15 protein-coding genes are annotated in these 18,144 nt (G+C 67.9%); 7 read left to right on the top strand and 8 right to left on the bottom strand.

Translation table 11 applies throughout. From position 1 onward, the window contains the following. The first annotated feature begins 60 nt into the window (after window positions 1-60). Window positions 61-1,167 carry a tetratricopeptide repeat protein gene (locus AC1RQC_RS13020; protein ID WP_492883600.1) on the top strand — a complete coding sequence of 369 codons (1,107 nt, stop codon included), beginning with the start codon at window positions 61-63 and terminating at the stop codon, window positions 1,165-1,167. Here AC1RQC_RS13020 and AC1RQC_RS13015 read toward each other — a convergent pair. Beyond that, window positions 1,158-1,871 (bottom strand): hypothetical protein, encoded by a 714-nt coding sequence (locus AC1RQC_RS13015; protein WP_492883598.1) that lies wholly within the window; start codon window positions 1,869-1,871, stop codon window positions 1,158-1,160. The genes AC1RQC_RS13020 and AC1RQC_RS13015 overlap by 10 nt on opposite strands. A gap of 524 nt (window positions 1,872-2,395) precedes the next feature. Between AC1RQC_RS13015 and AC1RQC_RS13010 the strand changes: the two genes are divergently transcribed. Continuing rightward, the gene (locus AC1RQC_RS13010; protein WP_492810742.1) at window positions 2,396-3,814 is read left to right on the top strand and encodes an NCS2 family permease; all 1,419 of its coding nucleotides are present in this window, start codon (window positions 2,396-2,398) and stop codon (window positions 3,812-3,814) included. A 205-nt stretch (window positions 3,815-4,019) separates the two neighbouring features. On the opposite strand, the gene metC is transcribed toward AC1RQC_RS13010, so the two are convergent. The 5 genes from metC to AC1RQC_RS12985 are packed head-to-tail and all read right to left on the bottom strand — an operon-like array spanning window position 4,020 to window position 8,491. Continuing rightward, on the bottom strand, window positions 4,020-5,228 hold the full coding sequence (gene metC / locus AC1RQC_RS13005; protein ID WP_492373173.1) for a cystathionine beta-lyase: 1,209 nt from the start codon (window positions 5,226-5,228) through the stop codon (window positions 4,020-4,022). Between the two features lie 34 nt (window positions 5,229-5,262). Beyond that, window positions 5,263-6,120, bottom strand: a complete 858-nt coding sequence (locus tag AC1RQC_RS13000; RefSeq protein WP_416052955.1) for an amino acid ABC transporter ATP-binding protein — start codon at window positions 6,118-6,120, stop codon at window positions 5,263-5,265. Further along, the gene (locus AC1RQC_RS12995) at window positions 6,107-6,910 is read right to left on the bottom strand and encodes an amino acid ABC transporter permease (RefSeq protein WP_492883596.1); all 804 of its coding nucleotides are present in this window, start codon (window positions 6,908-6,910) and stop codon (window positions 6,107-6,109) included. Before AC1RQC_RS12995 ends, AC1RQC_RS13000 begins: the two co-directional genes overlap by 14 nt. After that, window positions 6,897-7,643 (bottom strand): amino acid ABC transporter permease, encoded by a 747-nt coding sequence (locus AC1RQC_RS12990; RefSeq protein ID WP_492373175.1) that lies wholly within the window; start codon window positions 7,641-7,643, stop codon window positions 6,897-6,899. The genes AC1RQC_RS12995 and AC1RQC_RS12990 overlap by 14 nt, the downstream gene beginning before the upstream one ends. Continuing rightward, window positions 7,643-8,491 (bottom strand): transporter substrate-binding domain-containing protein, encoded by an 849-nt coding sequence (locus AC1RQC_RS12985; RefSeq protein WP_492373176.1) that lies wholly within the window; start codon window positions 8,489-8,491, stop codon window positions 7,643-7,645. The genes AC1RQC_RS12990 and AC1RQC_RS12985 overlap by 1 nt, the downstream gene beginning before the upstream one ends. Before the next feature lie 226 nt (window positions 8,492-8,717). Here AC1RQC_RS12985 and AC1RQC_RS12980 point away from each other — a divergent pair, with 226 nt between their 5' ends. Then, window positions 8,718-9,722 (top strand): tripartite tricarboxylate transporter substrate binding protein, encoded by a 1,005-nt coding sequence (locus AC1RQC_RS12980; protein WP_174425039.1) that lies wholly within the window; start codon window positions 8,718-8,720, stop codon window positions 9,720-9,722. A gap of 454 nt (window positions 9,723-10,176) precedes the next feature. Here AC1RQC_RS12980 and AC1RQC_RS12975 read toward each other — a convergent pair whose 3' ends face one another. Both AC1RQC_RS12975 and dapC read right to left on the bottom strand, forming a co-directional pair. Continuing rightward, on the bottom strand, window positions 10,177-12,459 hold the full coding sequence (locus AC1RQC_RS12975; protein WP_492883594.1) for a rhodanese-like domain-containing protein: 2,283 nt from the start codon (window positions 12,457-12,459) through the stop codon (window positions 10,177-10,179). A gap of 105 nt (window positions 12,460-12,564) precedes the next feature. Further along, complete coding sequence (dapC, locus tag AC1RQC_RS12970) at window positions 12,565-13,791, bottom strand: succinyldiaminopimelate transaminase (RefSeq protein ID WP_492883592.1); 1,227 nt, start codon at window positions 13,789-13,791, stop codon at window positions 12,565-12,567. A gap of 315 nt (window positions 13,792-14,106) precedes the next feature. Here dapC and AC1RQC_RS12965 point away from each other — a divergent pair, with 315 nt between their 5' ends. The 4 genes from AC1RQC_RS12965 (at window position 14,107) to AC1RQC_RS12950 (ending at window position 18,127) form a co-directional block, all read left to right on the top strand. Next, a complete protein-coding gene (locus AC1RQC_RS12965) occupies window positions 14,107-14,748 on the top strand; it encodes a cysteine dioxygenase family protein (protein WP_492374346.1) in 642 nt (213 codons plus the stop codon). Window positions 14,749-14,797: 49 nt separating this feature from the next. Further along, window positions 14,798-16,423, top strand: coding sequence for a rhodanese-like domain-containing protein (locus AC1RQC_RS12960; protein ID WP_492883590.1), 1,626 nt, complete (start codon window positions 14,798-14,800; stop codon window positions 16,421-16,423). Window positions 16,424-16,532: 109 nt separating this feature from the next. Further along, window positions 16,533-16,826 (top strand): helix-turn-helix domain-containing protein, encoded by a 294-nt coding sequence (locus tag AC1RQC_RS12955; protein WP_492883588.1) that lies wholly within the window; start codon window positions 16,533-16,535, stop codon window positions 16,824-16,826. Beyond that, window positions 16,823-18,127, top strand: coding sequence for a type II toxin-antitoxin system HipA family toxin (locus AC1RQC_RS12950; RefSeq protein WP_492813860.1), 1,305 nt, complete (start codon window positions 16,823-16,825; stop codon window positions 18,125-18,127). Before AC1RQC_RS12955 ends, AC1RQC_RS12950 begins: the two co-directional genes overlap by 4 nt. Window positions 18,128-18,144 lie beyond the last annotated feature (17 nt).

Genomic DNA, 18,144 nt, shown 5'->3' with positions numbered 1-18,144 from the left:
AGCACGCCGCGTGCCGGCCAGACCGGTTAAGCTTGCGCCACCGCAACCACGCCGCTTGCCATGACCAAGCCGAGTACGGACCCGAGCGCGCCCGAAGCCGCGCTGGCAGTTGAGTTGGCCATTGAGCTGGAGGCCGGGCTGACGGCGGCCATCACGAATCTGAACCAGGGCAACATCGATGCCGCCGCCAGCTATGCGGCCGCGCTCATCGGCCGCTATCCGGCGCATCCCGCCGTGTGCCAGTTGAGCGCGCAGATTGCCCTGCAGCGTGGCGATGCCACGCTGGCGCGGCGCCATATCGCGCAGGGACTCTCGCTGCGGCCGGATCACCTGCCCTCGCTGCTGATCGCCGGCCGGGCGGCGCTGGCCGATGGCGCGCCGGCAGAGGCGCTGCCGCCCCTGCTGCGCGCCTGCGCACTCAGCGGCAATGCCCTGGAGCCGAGCTATCTCGCCTGCGTCGCCAGGTTGCAGAGCCGAGCGGCGGACGCCGTGGCGGAACTGGGCCTGCTGATCCAGCGGGCACCGGGTTTTGCGCCGGCGTGGATCGAACTGGCGGAAGCGATGCGCAGAGGCGGCGAGCTGCAAGCCGCGCTGGCGGCGCTGGACCGCGCCCTGGCGCTGGACGGCAATATCGCGCGCGCGCAGTTCCAGCGGGGCAAAGTGCTGCATGCGCTCGGGCGCAAGGCCGAGGCCGCCAGCGCCTTTGCCAGTGCCGTCGCGCTGGAGCCGCGCAGCCGGGAGGCGCGCCTGAACCTGGCCATCGCGCAGCAAGAACTCGGCGACCTGAGCGCCGCGCAAGCCACGCTGGAAGCCCTCGTCGGCGCGCATCCGCATGACTACGACGGCTGGATCCAGCTTGGGCTGGTGCGGCAAGACCGGCGTGACCTGCGCGGCGCGCAGGCCGCCTTGCGCAGCGCCCTGGCCTGCCAGCCGGACGCTGCGCCGGCGGCGGTCAACCTTGGCATCGTGCTGCAGGCAGACGGCCAGCCGGATGCGGCCCTGGCCGCCTATGCCCACGCCTACCTCGTTGCGCCGGAGACCTTCGGCCGCATTGCGCAGGCGCTGTGCTCGGGACCGCACGGCCGTCTATGGGCCGACCTCGGCGCCTTGCGTGCCTTGCTGGCCAGCCTCGGCAGCCCGGGCAACCCGGGCAGCACTCAGGAGTGACCGCCCCGCTCGCGCGGCGCGCGAAAGCGCTTGCGGTACACGCCGGGCGTGGTCAGCACCTCCGCCGCCAGCTTCTCGTAGCGCCCGGCGCCCTCGGCGTCGATCGTGCCGAAAGACAGCTCAAGCTCCGCGCGCGGCACTGGGCAGCACTGCGCGACAGGCGTGCCTTTGGGCAGGACGCCGTCGAACTCCGCGTCGGTCCAGAGCGCCGGGAAATTGATGCCCACGTCGTGGAAGCGGTCCGCATCGACCAGGCCGCTCAGCGTGTGGAACGGCAGATCCCAGCGGTTGGCCGGATGCATCGCCAGCAGCGACCACCCGGGCGGCAGCTCGATGATCCAGAAACTGTTGAATTTCAGGGCGACGGCATCCGAGTGCAGTGGCGTGCCGCCCAGTTGCTCCGGCACGTGAAAGCTCAGCGGCGCGCGCGGATGGCCGTCGATGCCCGGCTCAGGCAAGTCCCAATCCCACGAGAACACGCCCCGCTCCACGCGCACGTCGCATGGCAGCAGAATCACAAAGCCATGGGTCATGGCATCGATGAACGGCGGGCATTGCTTGATGGTGCGGATGTCCCTGCCGTGCAGGGGCGAGAACGCCTTGGGACGCATCGCCCGCACCCAGTCCGGCAGCGCCTGCTGGGCAGGCTGCGGGCGCGGGAGGTTGTCCTGCAGCAGCGGATCGCAACGGAAGGTCACTTGCATGGCGTGCATGGCTTGGCTAGGTGGAGGCGCTCGATGTGCCGGAGCGGCCATGCAGTGTAGGGGCGAAGAGACGAGTACGTCTAGTTGCCGCGCCCGCCACCCCACCCCTTACCCAATGTCCCGGCAGTCATGACAATTTGGGCGGCATTCGCACAATCGCCGCATTGGTAGTTGCCTTCCTGCCCGCGTCCAGCCACAATCCGCGCTTTTCCGAACGCCCCGCCAGCCGCCAGCGCAACCGGCCACTCATATTCAATTCCCAATGTCAGCCATGTTCCGGCCGTTATGAACGAATGCTGCCCCTCCCTTAGTCTTGCGCCATGTCGGACCGGCAGCGCCAGCACGGAGTGGCGAGCAAGCGGCCGACAGCGGCGTACCGGGCTGCATGCAGTGCCGAATGCGACACAGACCTTGTGCGCAGCGGCCCGCATGACGGCCTCGGCAACGACAACGAAAAAGCGAGACAGCCTGGGTATGAGCGACGTAGCCGCCGCCCCAGCGCACCACAAAGGAGACACTCCGCCATGCTTGAACAGCCGTTCCCCGGCCGTGCCACCGCCCCCGGCACCGACGCGATCGAGGCCAAGGCCATCGACGCCATCGCATCCATGGAAGCCAAGGGCTTCCTCGACCGCTACTTCCAGATCAGCGAGCGCGGCAGCACCGGGCGCCGCGAGGCATTGGCCGGCGCCACCACCTTCATGGCCATGGTCTACTCCGTGTTCGTCGTGCCGGGCATGCTCGGCAAGGCCGGCTTCGATGGCAGCGCCGTGTTCGTCGCAACCTGCCTGACCGCGGCGTTCGGCTCCTTGTTGATGGGCGTGTGGGCCAAGCTGCCCATCGCCATCGGCTGCGCGATCTCGCTGACCGCCTTCACCGCCTTCGGGCTGGTGCTTGGGCAGGGGCTCTCCCCAGCCGTTGCGCTTGGCGCGATCTTCCTGATGGGCGTGGTCTTCACCGCCATTTCCGTGACCGGCGTGCGCTCCTGGATCCTGCGCAACCTGCCGGCCGGCGTGGCGCACGGCACGGGCATCGGCATTGGCTTGTTCCTGCTGCTGATTGCATCCAACGACGTGGGGCTGGTAATCAAGAACCCCGGCGCCGGCCTGCCGGTCACACTGGGCAAGATCACCGCCTTCCCGGTCGTCATGTCGATCCTCGGCCTGGCCGCCATCTTCGGGCTGGAACGGCGCCGCGTGCCGGGCGGCATCTTGCTGGTGATCGTCGCCATCTCCGCGCTGGGCCTGGCCTTTGATCCCGCCGTCAAGTTCACTGGCGTGTTCGCGCTACCCGCGCTGAGCGCGCCGGGCCATGCCTCCTTGATCGGTGCGATGGACATCAAGGGCGCGCTGTCGCTGACGGTGCTGCCTAGCGTGCTGGCACTGGTGATGACGGCCGTGTTCGACGCCACCGGCACCATCCGCGCCGTCGCGGGCCAGGCCGGCCAGCTCGATGCGAAGGGCCAGATCCCCAACGGCGGCCGTGCCCTGACCACGGACTCGCTCAGCTCGATCTTCTCGGCCTTCTTCGGTGGCGCGCCCGCTGCGGCCTACATCGAATCGAGCGTTGGCGTGGCCGCCGGCGCAAAGACCGGCCTGGCCGCGGTGGTAGTCGGCCTGCTCTTCCTGGCAGTGATCTTCTTCTCGCCGCTGGCCGGGCTGGTGCCTTCGTACGCGACGGCACCTGCCCTGATGTATGTGGGCCTGCTGATGCTCAGCAGCGTCAGCAAGCTGCATATGGACGATATGGTCGACGCCATGGCCGGCCTGGTCTGCGCGGTCTTTATCGTGCTGACCTGCAATATCGTCACGGGCATCATGCTGGGCTTCTGCACCCTGGTGATCGGCCGCATCGTGGCCGGTGAATACCGCAAGCTGAATGTGGGCACCGTGGGCATCGCGCTGGCGCTGGCCGTTTTCTACGGCGGCGGCTGGGCAATCTGAGCCTTGACGGCCGTGGCACTACCAGCGGCCGGTATCGAGAGGCGACACCGCGCGGTCCGACGGGCCATGCGGTGTCGCCACGCAAGCGGGTACTGAAAGCCAGCGCAACGATGACACTGGCTTTTTTGCGAAGCGGGCGAATTCCCGTCCCGCTTCTTTTTTTAGCGGCCTCGCCCTCTCGCGAATGGCCGCAAATCGCGCAGACTCAGGCCGCCGCGCGCCGTTGCGGCACGGATGCCTGCACCGTCGCTGCCAGTCCCTGCGCCAGGTCGGCGATCAGATCCTCCGGTGCTTCCAGGCCGATATGCAGGCGGATCACCGGCTCGGCGCCACGCCAGTATGAATGTTCCGCCAGGCGCTCCGGCGCTGCCACCTGCACCAGGCTTTCATAGCCGCCCCACGAAGCCCCCAGCCCGAACAGGCTCAGCGAATCCACCAGCTTGCGCGCCGCCGCCACATCGGCGGTGGGCAGCGCGAACGAGACCAGCCCGTTGGCGCCCGAGAAATCCCGCAGCCACAGCGCGTGTCCGGGGTCCGAGGGCAAGGCCGGATAGAACACCCGCCCTACCGCCTCATGCGCTTGCAGGAACTGTGCCACCGCCAAGGCATTGCGCTGGTGCTGGGCCAGCCGCACGGCCAGCGTGCGGATGCCGCGCAGCGCCAGGTAGGCATCGTCCGCGCTGATGGCCAGGCCGAAGCCATCGTAGGCATCGGCAATGCGGCGCGCCAGCCCCTCGTCCTTGACCACCACCGCGCCCTGCATCAGGTCGGAATGGCCGCTGATGTACTTGGTCGATGCCAGGATCGATACATCCACGCCGAGCGCGAGCGGCTGCAGCACATGGCCGGAAGCCCACGTATTGTCGGTGGCCACCACCACGCCATGGCGGTGCGCGATCTGCGCAAGGCGCGGCAGGTCCAGCACCTCGTAGAGCAGAGAGCTGGGCGACTCCAGGTAGAGCAGCCGCGTGTTGGGGCGGATCAGCGCGTCCAGATCGTCCTGGCTGGGAGAGAAGTAGCTGACCTCGATGCCCAGGCGGCGCAGCAGCGTTTGCTCCAGCCTGCGTACCGGCGCGTAGACGCTGTCCACCACCAGCGCATGGTCACCCGGCGACAGCAGCGCGAGGAACGTCAGCGAGATCGCAGCCAGCCCCGAGGGCGCCAGGAAGGTGCGGTTGCCGCCTTCGAGCGCGGCAATCGCGTCTTCCAGCGCGCGGTGCGTATCCATGCCCTGCCGGCCATAGGAGCTGACACGCTCGCCGCGCGCATGGCGGGCCCGGATATCGTCATAGGCGTCCGAGTTCTCGAAGCGCACGGTGCTGGTGCGCACCACCGGCACATTGACCGGGCCGTGGCCCTGGACAAAGGGCGGCGTGCCGGCGTGGATCAGTTGGGTATCGCGATGATGGCTCATGGTTCCTGGATTGGGATGGTGGCTTGCGCCGCGCTCAGACAGCGAAGCGCAGCTTGTCGAAGGAGAAGACGAAGGGATCGGCCTGCGCACGCGGGGCCGCGCCGAGCGAGCGGTTGAGAAAGGCGCGCGTGCGCTCGCTGCGCGGCGCGCTGAAAATGCGGCTGGCCGGGCCATGCTCGACAATGCGCCCGCCTTCGGTGAAGTAGACCTCGTCGCTGATTTCTTCGGCAAAGCGCATCTCATGTGTCACCAGCAGGCAGGTCAGCCCCTCCTCGACCAGGTCGCCGATCACGGTCAGCACCTCGCCCACCGTCTCCGGGTCCAGCGCGGAGGTCACCTCGTCGAACAGGATCAGCTCGGGCTCCATGGCCAGCGCGCGGGCAATCGCGACGCGCTGCTGCTGGCCGCCGGAGAGTTCGCCCGGATACGCGCCGGCCTTGTCGGCCAGGCGCACCTTGCGCAGCAACGCGATGGCCGTGGCCTCCGCCTGGGCGCGGCCGCGCCCCAGCACGCGCAACGGCGCGATGGTGAGGTTCTGCAGCACGGTCAGGTGCGGAAACAGGTTGTACTGCTGGAAGACAAAGCCCACACGCTTGCGCAGCGCAATGCGCTCGGCCTCGCTGCGCAGCTCGCGCACTGCAACGCCGCCGACCGTCACCGTGCCCTGCTGCGGCTCCAGCAGGCCGGTAAGGCAACGCAGGATGGTGGACTTGCCCGAGCCGGACGGGCCGATGATGGACACCGCCTGCCCGCGCCGCACTTCCAGGTCGATGCCCTTGAGCACCGGGTTGCCGCCAAAGGCAAGGTGCACGTCCTTGAGCGCAACCAGCGGCGCGGCAGCCTCGGGGACCACGGACAACACGGGTCCGCCGTTATGTTCAGGCAACAGCATATTTTTGTTCCAGGAAACGGGTGAAGCGCGAAATCGGGTAGCACCAGGCAAAGAACATCGCCAGCACGGTGAAATAGATCAGCACGGTAAAGGCGGTCTGGTTGACGGTATTGCTGGCGATCTGCGCGGTATCGAGCAGATCGTGCACGCCCACCAGCGAGGCCAGCGCGGTGCCCATGGTGAGCGTGGCGTACAGGTTCATCCACGGCGGCAGCATGCGGCGCACGCATTGCGCAACGATGATCAGCCGCAGGATCTGCCAGCGCGAGAACGCCATTGAGCTGGCCGCCTCCCACTGCGTGAGCGGGATCGACTGCACCGCGCCGCGCAGCACCTCGGCCACATTGGCGCTGGCCGGCAGCGCCAGCCCCACCACCACCTTGAACCAGTCGGGGAACGGCACGATATGGCTGCCGATATTCACCTCGAACGGGAAGACGTAGGTGGAGAAGTAGATCAGCACCAGCCAGGGCGCATTGCGGAACACCTGCACGTATAGATGCGCCGGGCGCAACAGCAGCGCCACCGGCGACAAGCGCAAGGCGCCGACCAGCAGCCCGCCGGCTGTGCCCAGCAGGATCGCCAGCAGGCTCACGCCGATATTGACCAGGAAGCCGCGCACCAGCGCCGGCGACCATTGCCAGGCGCTGGCCAGCGCGCGGGCCAGGTCCGGATGGCGGGTCGCCGCGAGCGCCACCGCCACCAGCGGCAGGAGCCACAGCAGCCCCGCATAACGACCGGCGCGCGACGTTGCGGGCGCGGAGAGAAAAGTGGAATCAGCGCTCGCCATAGCCGGGCATCCTTAGTCGAAGTTCCAGCCAGTTGCCCGCCTGGCTGACCACCCAGGTCAGCAGGCCGAAGAACAACAGCAACAGCACCATCAGTTCCAGCACGTTGTCGCGCTGGGTCCAGATCATGATGGAGGCGTAGGTGATATCGCCCACCGCAATCGCGGACGCCACCGCCGTGGCCTTGACCAGCTCCACGGAATTGTTGACCAGGGCAGGCAGGGCAAAGCGCACCGCCAGCGGCAACTGCACGCGCCAGAGCAAAGTACGGCGATCAAAGCCGAGCGACGCCGCCGCCTCCAGCGTGACCTTGGGCACCGCCTCGATGCCAGCGCGCAAGGCTTCGGCATGAAACACGCCCTTGTGCAGCGACAGCACCACCACCACCCACAGGAACGGCGTAAGCGGATTGGTCCGCTGCGCGTCCTGCAAGGCATGGGTGATCAGCATGTTGAGAACCAGGAAGGCGCAGTAGAGCTGTACCAGGGTTGGCGTGTTGCGGGTGATTTCCACAAACGCGCGCGTGGCACCGGCCAGCAGCGCGTTGCGCGAGGTCAGCGCCGCCGCCATTCCCACTCCGGCGACCAGGCTGCCGGCAAGGGTGCAAAGTACCAGCTGGATGGTTACCCAGGCGCCATGCACGAAGGAGGCGCGGTCATAGGCATCGGCGAGGAACGCGTAGTTCAGGCCGATGCGGTGTGCCGCATCGATCCACCAGGCAATCGCTGCTTCCATCAGGAACGGCCGCCCTTGAACTTGTCATGCAGCTCGGTCAGCGCCGGCGACGGCGGCAGAATGCCGGCCTTCTTTTCGGTGGCAACCAGCCAGCCGCTGCGATGCCAGTTCTGCACGATGCGGTCCACCGCAGAAATGGTGTCCTGCTCGCCCTTGCGGGTCCAGATCACGGTCGGCGCGGGATTAAGTTCAGGCAGCACGATGCGGTAGTTCTGCCATTCCGGGTTGCCCCGCACCAGAGGCTGCAGCAGCGTGTTGTCGTGCACGGCGCCGGCGCAGTTGTCACCGCGCAGCGCCAGCAGCGATTCCGCCGAGCCCTTGAAGCCCTTCGGGATGGCGCCGTATTCCACCTGCACCGGGCGCGTATAGCTGCTGCCCTGCGAGATGCACACCGTCTTGCCCTTCAAGTCTTCCCAGCGGCGGATATCGCTTTGCTTGGGCACGATCACCGCACCGCCCACACGGTAGTAAGGCGTAGGCACGTGGCCCAGCTGCTCACCGCGCTCGGCGTTGTATTCCATCGCCGCGATCAGCACGTCGACTTTGCCCTGCTGCAGGAACTGCACGCGATTGGACGGCTGCACCTGCACCGTTTCCAGCTCCACATTGAGCTGCCTGGCCAGGTCCTGCGCGAGGTCCGCATTGAAGCCGACGGGCTTTTGCGTGGCGGGATCGATCGAGCCGAAAGCGCTGCCGGACAGCATGATGCCGACCACGATCTTGCCGCGCTGGCGGATCTTGTCGAGCGTGGCGTCGGCCTGCGCGGCGCCGGCAAAGAAAGTGCCGGCCAGCAAGGCGGCAGCGAAGGCGAGAGGACGCGGGGAGCGCAGCGAAAGAGTGCGGGTCATGGTGTGTTCGAGTTCTTGTTGGCTAAGTCGTGGTTAGTGCAATGCAGCCGACAAACTGTACGCAAGCGCCGCCGGGCACGGAACGAATAAAAGAGCCAATCGTTATGCGCATTCCGTTTCCCGTGGCAGCACAGCGCGGCCGCATATCCATGCGCGGAAAGATTCGTTGGCCGCAGGGGCCACGCTTTCTAAGCTTTGCGCTCGATTCGCCTCAGGCATTACCGTCATGCAACGTCGCACCCTGTTCCGCTCCCTTCTCTGCCTGCCCGTCGCCGCTGCGGCGGCGGCCATCGCTGGCGTACCCTTTCACAGCTATGCCACGCAGGCCCCGCAGGCCTTCCCCGCGCGTCCCGTGCGCATCGTGGTGCCGGTGGCGCCCGGCGGCAGCGCCGACAAGCTCGCGCGTACGCTGGCGCTCAAGCTCAGCGAGAAATGGGGCCAGCCCGTGGTGGTGGAAAACGTGGTGGGCGCCAGCGGCACCCTGGGTGCCGCGCAGGTGGCGCGGGCCAAGCCAGACGGCTACACCTTGCTGCTGGGTGGCGAAGGCGTGACGCTGAACGCCTCGCTGTTCAAGACGCTGCCGTACGATGCGAGCCGCGCGTTTCGCGGTGTCAGCAAGGCGGTGGTGAATCCGCAGATCCTGGTCGCCAGGCCGGATCTTGGCGTGCGCAACCTGCAGGACTACATCGCGCTGGCACGCAAGAAGCCCGGCGAGGTCACGCTTGGCCTGCCGGGCAATGGCGGCATTGCCCACGTGGCCCATGAAATGCTATCGCGCCAGACCGGCATCAAGGTCAACTACATTCCCTACGCCGGGGGCGCGCCCGCCACGGTGGACCTGCTTGGCGGGCATATCGACGCAACACTGATCACGCTCGCGGCGGTGACCGATTACGTGCGCTCCGGCCGGCTGACTGCGCTGGCGGTGACCACGCCCTATCGCTCGAAGGCGCTGCCACAGGTGCCGACCATGGCGGAGGCAGGTGCTGCGGGTTTCGCGGTGGAAAGCTGGCAGGGGCTGCTTGCGCCTGCGGCTACGCCTGCTGATGTGGTGGATCGCATTAGCCGGGATGTTGCGGCTGTGCTTGATGTGCCGGCTACGCGGGGACAGCTGGAGGATGCGGGGTATGTTGTGGTGGGGTCTTCGGCGCAGGAGCTGGATGCTACGTTGGCTCGGGATTTGCCTAGGTATGCTTCGGTGATTTTGGCTTCGGGGATGTCGTTGCGGTAAGTGTCGTTGTGTCGTTGTGTCGTTGAGGTAAGTCAACGGCAAAGGCAACTGCAGTTTCACCACCCCTGCGGGGCGGCAGACCTACTTTCTTGTCTTGCCAAGAAAGTAGGCAAAGAAGGCGCGCCGGATGGGGCGACTACCTCCTCGGGCTTCGACGAAAAGAGCGGCCGGGACCCAAACTCGCATCGCCTTAAGGCGATACTCAGACATGGGTCCCTCTTTTCCGCTCTTTTCGCCGAATCCCGAGGCGCCCCATACGGCCTTGGCACACCTTGACGGCTCGCTTCGCATCGCGCTGGGGTGTTTCCCGCCCCTTCGGGCGGGAAACACGGCTACACCGAATCGGTGCGCTGACGATGTCGTTTCTGTTGCCGTTGGTTGGCTCCCCTCTCCCACTTGTGGGAGAGGGGCCGGGGGAGAGGGCGGGCGCTGGCCGAAGCGATGCCTTTCGCGCCTACTGCTGGCTGTAATCCACCAGCCGCACCGGCAAATCACCGTCGCGTTCGAGTTGATCGACCAGGCCGATTTCCCAGTTCAGGTAGGCGTGCATCTCGGACTTCCGGCGGCTTTCATCCTCGTAGGCGTAGGCGCTGTACCACGCGTCTTCGTCGCCGGTCAGGATTCGCGCTGCGGCGGCCGTGCCGGCCTCGCCGGATTCCGTTGGCAGGCCAAGCGCTTGCCAGCGTGCGTTGCCGCCGAGCAGTGCGCGTACGTCGCGCTGGCTGGTGCGGCGCAACTCGGCCGCTACCGCTTGCGCCAGCACGCCGTCGGAGGAGGTCACCACGATGATGTGGTCGGCTCTGGCATGCTCCAGCGCCAGCGCGACCTTCTCCGGCGTGGCGAACCATGCGCCGGGCAGGTGGCCGCGTCGGAATGCCAGGCTGCTATCCACGTCCACCACCGTTGCCCCGCCCTGCGCTTGCAGCGTGGACAGCGATGCGGCTTCGATCCACGGCGCTTCGGCCTCGGAGGCGCGCAGCACGCGCACGGGCTCGGGACCGGATTCGCGCGGTGCCAGCGGTGCCGGGCGGAACAGGTAGACCTCGTGGCCGCTGAACTGGGCCAGCCAGGCTGCCGTGATCTGTGCGCGCACGCCATCCCAGTCGGCCAGCACGATGCGGGCGCGGCGGGTGCCGGCGTAGGCGTCGGTGGCCTGCACCAGCTGGCCGCCGGGGGCGCTGCGCCAGCCCGGCAGGTGGCCTGCGGTGTATTCCTCGGGCGAGCGGACGTCGAAGCGGTACAGCGTGCGGTCATCCGCCTGCTGCGCAAAAGCGGCTAGCTGCGCCGCATCGATATGTTGCACGCCAGCGCGCTGCGCCACGCGGGCGGCCCGTTCACGCGCCGCGGCCTGGGCGGCTTCGCCGGGCTGTGGCGCGAAACGGGTCTGGCCGTGGTCGAGCTGGTAGCCGGTCAGCAGCCATGCCATGGTGCCGTCCTTGAGCGACACCACGCGATTGGGAATGCCGGCGTTGATCAACGTCTGCGCGCCCACGATGCTGCGCGTGCGGCCGGCGCAATTGACCACCACCAGCGTCTCGGGATCGGGTGCGATCTCGCCGATGCGGTAGACCAGCTCAGCCCCCGGGCAGTCCACCGCGCCGGGGATGCTCATGTTCTGGAATTCCGTGAAGGGGCGGCTGTCCACCACCACCACGTTGTCGCCACGCGTCTGGTGCAGCTTGAGCGCCTCGGCGGTGATCCACGGCGTGTGCAGCTCGTGCTCGATCACTTCGCCGAAGGCTTTGCTGGGCACGTTGGTGCCGCTGAAGATTTCATAGCCAGCGGCCTGCCAGGCACGCGTGCCGCCCTCCAGCACGGATACGTTGGTATAGCCAAAGCGCAGCAGCTTGGCCGCGGCCGCGTGGGCGATATCCTCGACCAGATCCGTCACCACGATGCGCGTGGTGCGGCGCGGCACCAGCCGGTCGATCGTGGTCTCGAGCCGGCCCAGCGGCGCGGGCACGGCGAACAACAGGTGCTCACGCGAGAAAGCACCCTCTTCCCGCGCGTCCAGCACGGCGAGTTCCTCCCCCTGGGCGATGGCGCGCTTGAGCGCGGCCGGGCTCACCAGCGGATGGCGGATCAGCGCAGGCGCGGCAAAGGTGCGGTAGCTGTATTGCGTGCCCCCCTCGGGCGCGGGGTCGAACTTCACGCGCTCGCTCAGGCGGGGCAGCGTGAGGCCGTAGAAGTGCAGGTGCAGGCCAGGCGTGTCGCCGATCAGTTCGATGGTATGCACATCGGTGGGCGATAGCGTGATGGCATTGCCTGCCTGTACATCGAGCTGGCGCAGCGGTTCCAGCGTGTCGAGCCCGGGCTTGCTGCCCTGGCTGCGATGAAAGATCACGTTGCGCTCCACGCCGCGCACACCGGCAATCACCGCCCAGGTGGTGTGGTCGTGCGGCGGCTGTGCCTTGCCCGGCAGGCCAGCCGAGGCGAACAAGGCGAAGCGACCGTCCGGGTCTTCCGCCAGCCGGTAGATCGCGGCGGGCCTGGCCGCATCCACGGGGAAATGCGCCGGCGGGAACAGATGCGCCTGGCCAGCCAGCGCCACCAGTTCGTCGGCGATCGCGGCCAGCGGCGTCTTGTCGGCGGCGTGGCCGCCGACGATCTCTCGGGCACGGGCGATGAAGGCGGCGACCGCCGCGGCGCGAGCGCCGCTTACGTGGTCGGCAACGGCCGTGGCGTCGGCGTTTGCGTCAGTATCGGCCAAGGTCTGGGACAAGTCGGTAATGGTCATGGCGAGAAGCTCTTGAAAATGCTGGGCAGGTTGAAGCCTAAAAGAAGTTGCACCGGGCGCTAACGAATCAGATCGCAGATCGTTATGCCGTGCCTGGCGCGGACATCATGCCGCCGCGGGTTGCCGCGCGCGGGCAAAGGCCACCAGCCGCTCCACGCCCTGCGCGCATTCCTCGGCGGCGGCCACCAGGGCGATGCGGACATGGCCCGCGCCTGGGTTGCGGCCATTCACCGTGCGTGCCAGGAAGGTCCCCGGGACCACGGCAAGGTTCTGCTCGGCCAGCAGTTCGCGCGTGAAGGCCACATCGTCGAGCCCGCTGGCGCGGATGTCGAGCCAGGCGAAGAAACCCGCCTGCGGCTGCACCAGGCGGGCCACCTGCTGCAGCCGCGGAATGGCGAAGGCGAATTTCTCGCGGTATAGACGGCGGTTTTCCACCACGTGCGCCTCGTCCTGCCAGGCTGCGATGCTGGCACCTTGCACCGCCGGGCTCAGCACGCCGCCGCAATAGCTGCGGTACAAGCGCAGGCGCTCCAGCACATCGGCGTCGCCTGCCACAAAGCCGGAGCGCAGGCCGGGCGCGTTGGAGCGCTTGGACAAGCTGGCCACGGCCAGGATGCGCTGGCGGTCCCGGCCGAGCGCCTGGGCCGCGGCCAGCACCCCCAGCGGCGGCGCGCCCTCGTCGAAGTACAGCTCGGAGTAGCACTCGTCCGACACGATATGAAAGCCGTGCCGCTCGGCCAGCGCCAGCACGTGCTCCCAGTCGGGCAGCGCGTAGACGCGGCCAGAAGGGTTGTCCGGCGAGCAAAGGTAGGCCAGCCGCACGCGCGGCCAGATGTGCGCGGGCACCGCGTCGAACGCGGCGGCCAGCCCTTGCGCGGGGTCGATGTCGAGGTAATACGGCTCGGCGCCGGCCAGCAGCGCCGCGCCTTCGTAGACCTGGTAGCCCGGATTGCTGACCAGCACCACCGGCGCGCCATGCTGCGGCCGGTTGGCGCGCAGCACCACTTGCGCCAGGCTGAACAAACCATCCTTGGCGCCGTTGACGGGCGCGATCTCGCGCGCCGGGTCGAGGCCGGCCACGCCGTGGCGGCGCGCGACCCAGGCGGCGATGGCCTCACGCAGCGCGTCGCTGCCAGCCACCTTGGGATAGCGGCCGATGCTGCCGGCGTGTTCCGCCAGCGCCTGCACAACCAGGTGCGGCGTGGCATGTTGCGGCTCGCCCCAGCTGAAGCTGATCGGCGGCAGGCTGGTGCGCAGGGGCGTTTGCGCCGCCAGCGCCTGCAGCTTTTCCGTGGGATAGGGTTGCAGGCGTTCGTGCAGTGGTTGGCTCATGCTAGTTCTCTCATTGGAGGGCGGCGGCTTGGTGGTTGCCCGGCTTGGCCGTGAACACCCTCACCTCTAGCGGCCTACTCTAGGACCCGGCCCCGCGCCGCGGCAACGAATCTTTCCGCCGTTGGTCATGCAATGCGTGATGCGATAGTCGATGCAATGCGCAATGCGACGCCGCAGGCCTCATGTCGCCTTGCACCAGATCAAAACCGAATATGCATCGGCGATATTGTTAGTTCTTCCCGGGTCCCGCACTCCGTAGAGTGGAGCACGGCCGCCACCTGCCACTGCATCGTATTCATAACAGGATCTCCCCCCATGACGACCCAGACCAACCAGACCAATCAGACCAACCAGACCGATCAGCAAAACCAGCGCAATGCGGCCATTGCCGCCACCCTCGCCGAAGTCAGCGCACTGACGGCACAGCGCGAGGTGGATCGCGCCACGCTCGGGCAGGTCACCGCCGCCCTGCAGAAGCTGGCCGACCAGAAGGACCTGTTCGGCTTTGCCGATTTCCCGCCGCCCAGCGACGGCACCACCACCTCTACCCGCTATCGGCTGAGCGGAGAAGGCCAGTTGCCAGCGCTCTACCTCAATTCGATCGTGCCGGGCAAGAAGACCATTCCGCACAACCATGACACGTGGGCCGTCATCGTGGCCGTGCAAGGCGATGAGCTCAACCGCGTCTACCGCCGCACCGACGACGGCAGCAACCCCGAGCGGGCCAGCATCGAACTGGAGCGCGAGCTGGTGGTGCGCCCGGGCACGCCGATCAGCTTCCTGCCGCAGGACATCCATAGCATCCACGTGGTGGGCGAGGCCCCCACGCTGCACTTCCACCTCTACGGCCGTCCACTCGAAACGCTGACGGGGCGCATCGGCGTGGAGCTGGAGACCGGGCGCATCGTCAACTACAACGCCACCCAGATGAACCGCAGCGAGAAAGCAGCGGCCTGACATTGCGGCCAAGACAACAGCCCCATCCCTTGTTCACGCGGAGCACGCCATGACCCAATCCATCGACGCCGTCACCTTGCGCGGCTGGCTTAACGACGGCCAGCCCCTGGCGCTGTTCGACGTGCGCGAGCACGGCCAATATGGCGAGGGCCATCCCTTCTTCGCCGTGCCCCTGCCCTACAGCCGGCTGGAGCTGGATGTTGCCCGCCTGGCGCCGCGCCTGGCCGAGCGCATCGTGCTGTTCGACGACGGCGACGGCGTGGCCGAGCTGGCGGCACAGCGCCTGGCTGGCCTGGGCTACAGCAATCTCACGCTGCTGGCGGGGGGCGCAGCGGCGTGGGCCGCAGCCGGCTACACCTTGTTCAAGGGCGTCAACGTGCCATCGAAGACGTTTGGCGAACTGGTCGAGCACCAGCAGCACACGCCGCGCCTGAGCGCTGCTGAACTGGTGGCGCGCCGCGACAGCGGCGAGCCGCTGGTGCTGGTGGATGGCCGCACCTTTGCCGAGCACCAGAAGATGACCATCCCCGGCGCGCACAGCCTGCCCAACGGCGAGCTGGCCCTGCGCCTGGCGACACTGCTGCCGGATGCACAGACCACCGTGGTGGTGCACTGCGCCGGGCGCACGCGCAGCATCATCGGCGCGCAGACGCTGCGCAACCTTGGCCTGCCCAATCCCGTGCTGGCGCTGGAGAACGGCACGCAGGGATGGTACCTGGCCGACCACGCGCTCGAGCACGGCAGCCAGCGCCGCTACCCGGCGGCCCCGCCGGCCAGCGAGCTGGCCGAGGCGCGCGCTCGCTCGGCCCGGCTGCTGCAGCGCGCTGGCTTGCCCGCGCTGTCGGCCACGCAGGCGCAGCAGTGGCTGGACGACGACAGCCGCACCACCTACCTGCTGGATATCCGCACTGCCGAGGAATTCGCGCAAGGCTCGATCGACGGCGCGCGGCACGCGCCCGGCGGCCAGCTGGTGCAGGCCACCGACCAGTACATCGGCGTGCGCGGCAGCCGCGTGATCGTGTTCGACGACGATGGCGTGCGCGCACCGGTGGTGGCCAGCTGGCTTTACCAGCTGGGCTATGAGAGCGCCGTGCTCGCGCACGGCGTCAACGCCGCCATCAAGGCGAGCGCGCCGCCGCGCACCCTGCCCACCCACGCCCTGCCGGTGCTCGACGCCAACCTGCTGCGCGCGCTGCACGCGCAGGCGCCTGACGCGCTGCGCATCGACCTGCGCGAAAGCGCCGAGTACGCCCGCGGCCATGCCGAAGGCGCCACCTGGTCGATCCGCCCGCGCCTGCCCGCCACGCTCGAGCGCCTTGGCGCCACCCACGACCAGCCGGTCATCCTGATCGCGAGCGAGCCGCACATCGCCAACCTAGCCGGGCAGGATCTGCTGGCCGCCGGCTATCGCCACGTGTACCGGCTGGCCGAGGGCTACCGCACCTGGCAGGCCGCGGGGCTGCCCGAGGCGGCCGAGCCGGTGGGGCTGCCGCCGGAAGCGCGTATCGACTACCTGTTTTTCGTGCACGACCGGCACGAGGGCAACAAGGACGCCGCGCGTGCCTACCTGGCCTGGGAAACCGGGTTGATTGCACAGTGCGCGCCGGATGAACTGGGCCGCTTCCGCATTCTGGCGTCCGCAGGGCAAGCGGCAGACCAGAGCAAGGCGGCCTGATCGCGCAGACTCATGCTATGACATATCAATTTGACATAAATTATGCGATAACATAAGAAATGCCGTCGTGTGCTATGCTATTTCATATCCTTCGATGTGAAAACATGTCATGGCATCATTCTTTGATCAGCTCCAGGCACGCCGAGCCACGCGCAAATCCACGCTGGGGGAAGTGGCCCGGCTGATCGGCATGGCGCCGTCCAACCTGACCACGGCGTTGAGCGGCCGCAGCGATGTGCGCGCCTCCACACTCGAAGCCGTGGGTGCCGCGCTCGATGCGGAATGGGTCCTGGTGCCACGCGAGCACCTGCTCGCCGTGAAGCGCCTGGTCGAGGGCAAGGACAGCGGGCCGGACCGCGAGGCCAAGACCTCGGTGGAAATGTTCCTGGAGCAGGAATCATGAGCCCCGGGCTGCGCCCCCGCTATCTGGAAGTGCACCTGCACGGCGTGCTGTGCGGCCATCTGTGCGAGGTCGGGCGCACCTGCCGCTTCGTGCCGGCGGAAGCCTTCCGCGGCGACCCGCTGCGGCCCACGCTCAGCCTTTCGCTGACCTTCCCCGGCAACGACACGCTGACCGCCTCGGTGCTGTCCAACCCCTTCCATCCCGCGCTGTACAACACCAACGCGGCGCTGCCGCCCTACTTCGCCGGGCTGTTGCCCGAGAGCGAGCTGCGCAAGCGCCTGGAGGCCACGCGCCACCATCCCGAAGACCGCGACGATTTCGGCATCCTGGCCGCCGCCGGCGACGACCTGCCGGGCGCGGTGGTGGTGCGCCCCGCGCCCATCGACGCCCTGCCCGAGCACGTGCGCACCGTCGGCGTGACGGGCGGAGCGGACAACCTGGAAATTGCCGTGATCGAAGGCGCCACCGAAGGCGCGGCCTCGGTCTCGGGCGTGCAGAACAAGCTGGCGCTGTCCACCGCGCATGCCGGCAAGCGCTACACCATGCCCACCCACGGGCATCTCTCCGACCTGATCGCCAAGCTGCCCGCGCGCAATGACGATAGCCAGGTCTTCAACGAATACGTGTCGATGCAGCTGGCGCAGGCCGCTGGCGTGGCGGTGGCGCCGTGCCGGCCCGTGCCGCTTGCCGCCATCGAGGTCGAGGGGCTGGCCGAGGCCCTTGGCACCGGCCTGCACTTCCTCGCCGTGGACCGCTTCGACCGCGAGCCCGGCGGGCGCGTGCATGCCGAAGACGGCTGCCAGTTGCTGACCCGCATGCCCAACCGCAAGTATGGCGGCCATGACGCCTACGCCGCCCTGGTGCAACTGCTGGAGCGCCTGAGCGTGCGCGGCATCGAAGACGTGCGGCAGTTCTTTATCCGCCAAGCCATCAATACCCTGCTGGGCAACAGCGATGCCCACCTGAAGAACTTCTCCTTCCTGTACCGCAACGGCGTCGCGCCCGAGCTCTCGCCCGCTTACGACATCGTCAGCGTGGCCGCCCTGCCGGGCTTTGCCGGCTTCGGCCAGAATGTGGCCATCGACCGCCAGCAGCGCGAGCAAACCCTGCAGACCTACCGCGAGTTCGCGCGCAAGGCACGGATCGCCGAGCGCATCGCCACCGCCGCCGTGAAAGACGCTGTGGCGATGGCGCACGAGCGCTGGCCGGCATTGCTGGAGCAGTTGCCGGCGCCGGCGGGCATGCGTGCCATCGTGCTGGAGCGGCTGGCGACATTGCCGCTGGCACAGCGCAAGGCTTAGAGGCCGTTTCCAAAAGA

The organism is Cupriavidus sp. GW822-FHT03E04 (assembly GCF_058801495.1).
Note: the sequence above shows the minus strand (reverse complement) of the source record. Positions and strands in the feature narration are given on the sequence as shown.

Excerpts from the sequence above, each read along its gene's own strand:
- AC1RQC_RS13020 (WP_492883600.1), top strand. The coding sequence starts at position 61 with ATGACCAAGCCGAGTACGGACCCGAGCGCGCCCGAAGCCGCGCTGGCA.
- AC1RQC_RS12960 (WP_492883590.1), top strand. The coding sequence starts at position 14,798 with ATGACCCAATCCATCGACGCCGTCACCTTGCGCGGCTGGCTTAACGAC.
- AC1RQC_RS13015 (WP_492883598.1), bottom strand. The coding sequence starts at position 1,871 with ATGCAAGTGACCTTCCGTTGCGATCCGCTGCTGCAGGACAACCTCCCG.
- AC1RQC_RS13000 (WP_416052955.1), bottom strand. The coding sequence starts at position 6,120 with ATGCTGTTGCCTGAACATAACGGCGGACCCGTGTTGTCCGTGGTCCCC.
- metC (WP_492373173.1), bottom strand. The coding sequence starts at position 5,228 with ATGAGCCATCATCGCGATACCCAACTGATCCACGCCGGCACGCCGCCC.
- AC1RQC_RS12975 (WP_492883594.1), bottom strand. The coding sequence starts at position 12,459 with ATGACCATTACCGACTTGTCCCAGACCTTGGCCGATACTGACGCAAAC.
- AC1RQC_RS13010 (WP_492810742.1), top strand. The coding sequence starts at position 2,396 with ATGCTTGAACAGCCGTTCCCCGGCCGTGCCACCGCCCCCGGCACCGAC.
- AC1RQC_RS12985 (WP_492373176.1), bottom strand. The coding sequence starts at position 8,491 with ATGACCCGCACTCTTTCGCTGCGCTCCCCGCGTCCTCTCGCCTTCGCT.
- AC1RQC_RS12965 (WP_492374346.1), top strand. The coding sequence starts at position 14,107 with ATGACGACCCAGACCAACCAGACCAATCAGACCAACCAGACCGATCAG.
- AC1RQC_RS12980 (WP_174425039.1), top strand. The coding sequence starts at position 8,718 with ATGCAACGTCGCACCCTGTTCCGCTCCCTTCTCTGCCTGCCCGTCGCC.
- AC1RQC_RS12995 (WP_492883596.1), bottom strand. The coding sequence starts at position 6,910 with ATGGCGAGCGCTGATTCCACTTTTCTCTCCGCGCCCGCAACGTCGCGC.
- AC1RQC_RS12990 (WP_492373175.1), bottom strand. The coding sequence starts at position 7,643 with ATGGAAGCAGCGATTGCCTGGTGGATCGATGCGGCACACCGCATCGGC.
- dapC (WP_492883592.1), bottom strand. The coding sequence starts at position 13,791 with ATGAGCCAACCACTGCACGAACGCCTGCAACCCTATCCCACGGAAAAG.
- AC1RQC_RS12955 (WP_492883588.1), top strand. The coding sequence starts at position 16,533 with ATGGCATCATTCTTTGATCAGCTCCAGGCACGCCGAGCCACGCGCAAA.
- AC1RQC_RS12950 (WP_492813860.1), top strand. The coding sequence starts at position 16,823 with ATGAGCCCCGGGCTGCGCCCCCGCTATCTGGAAGTGCACCTGCACGGC.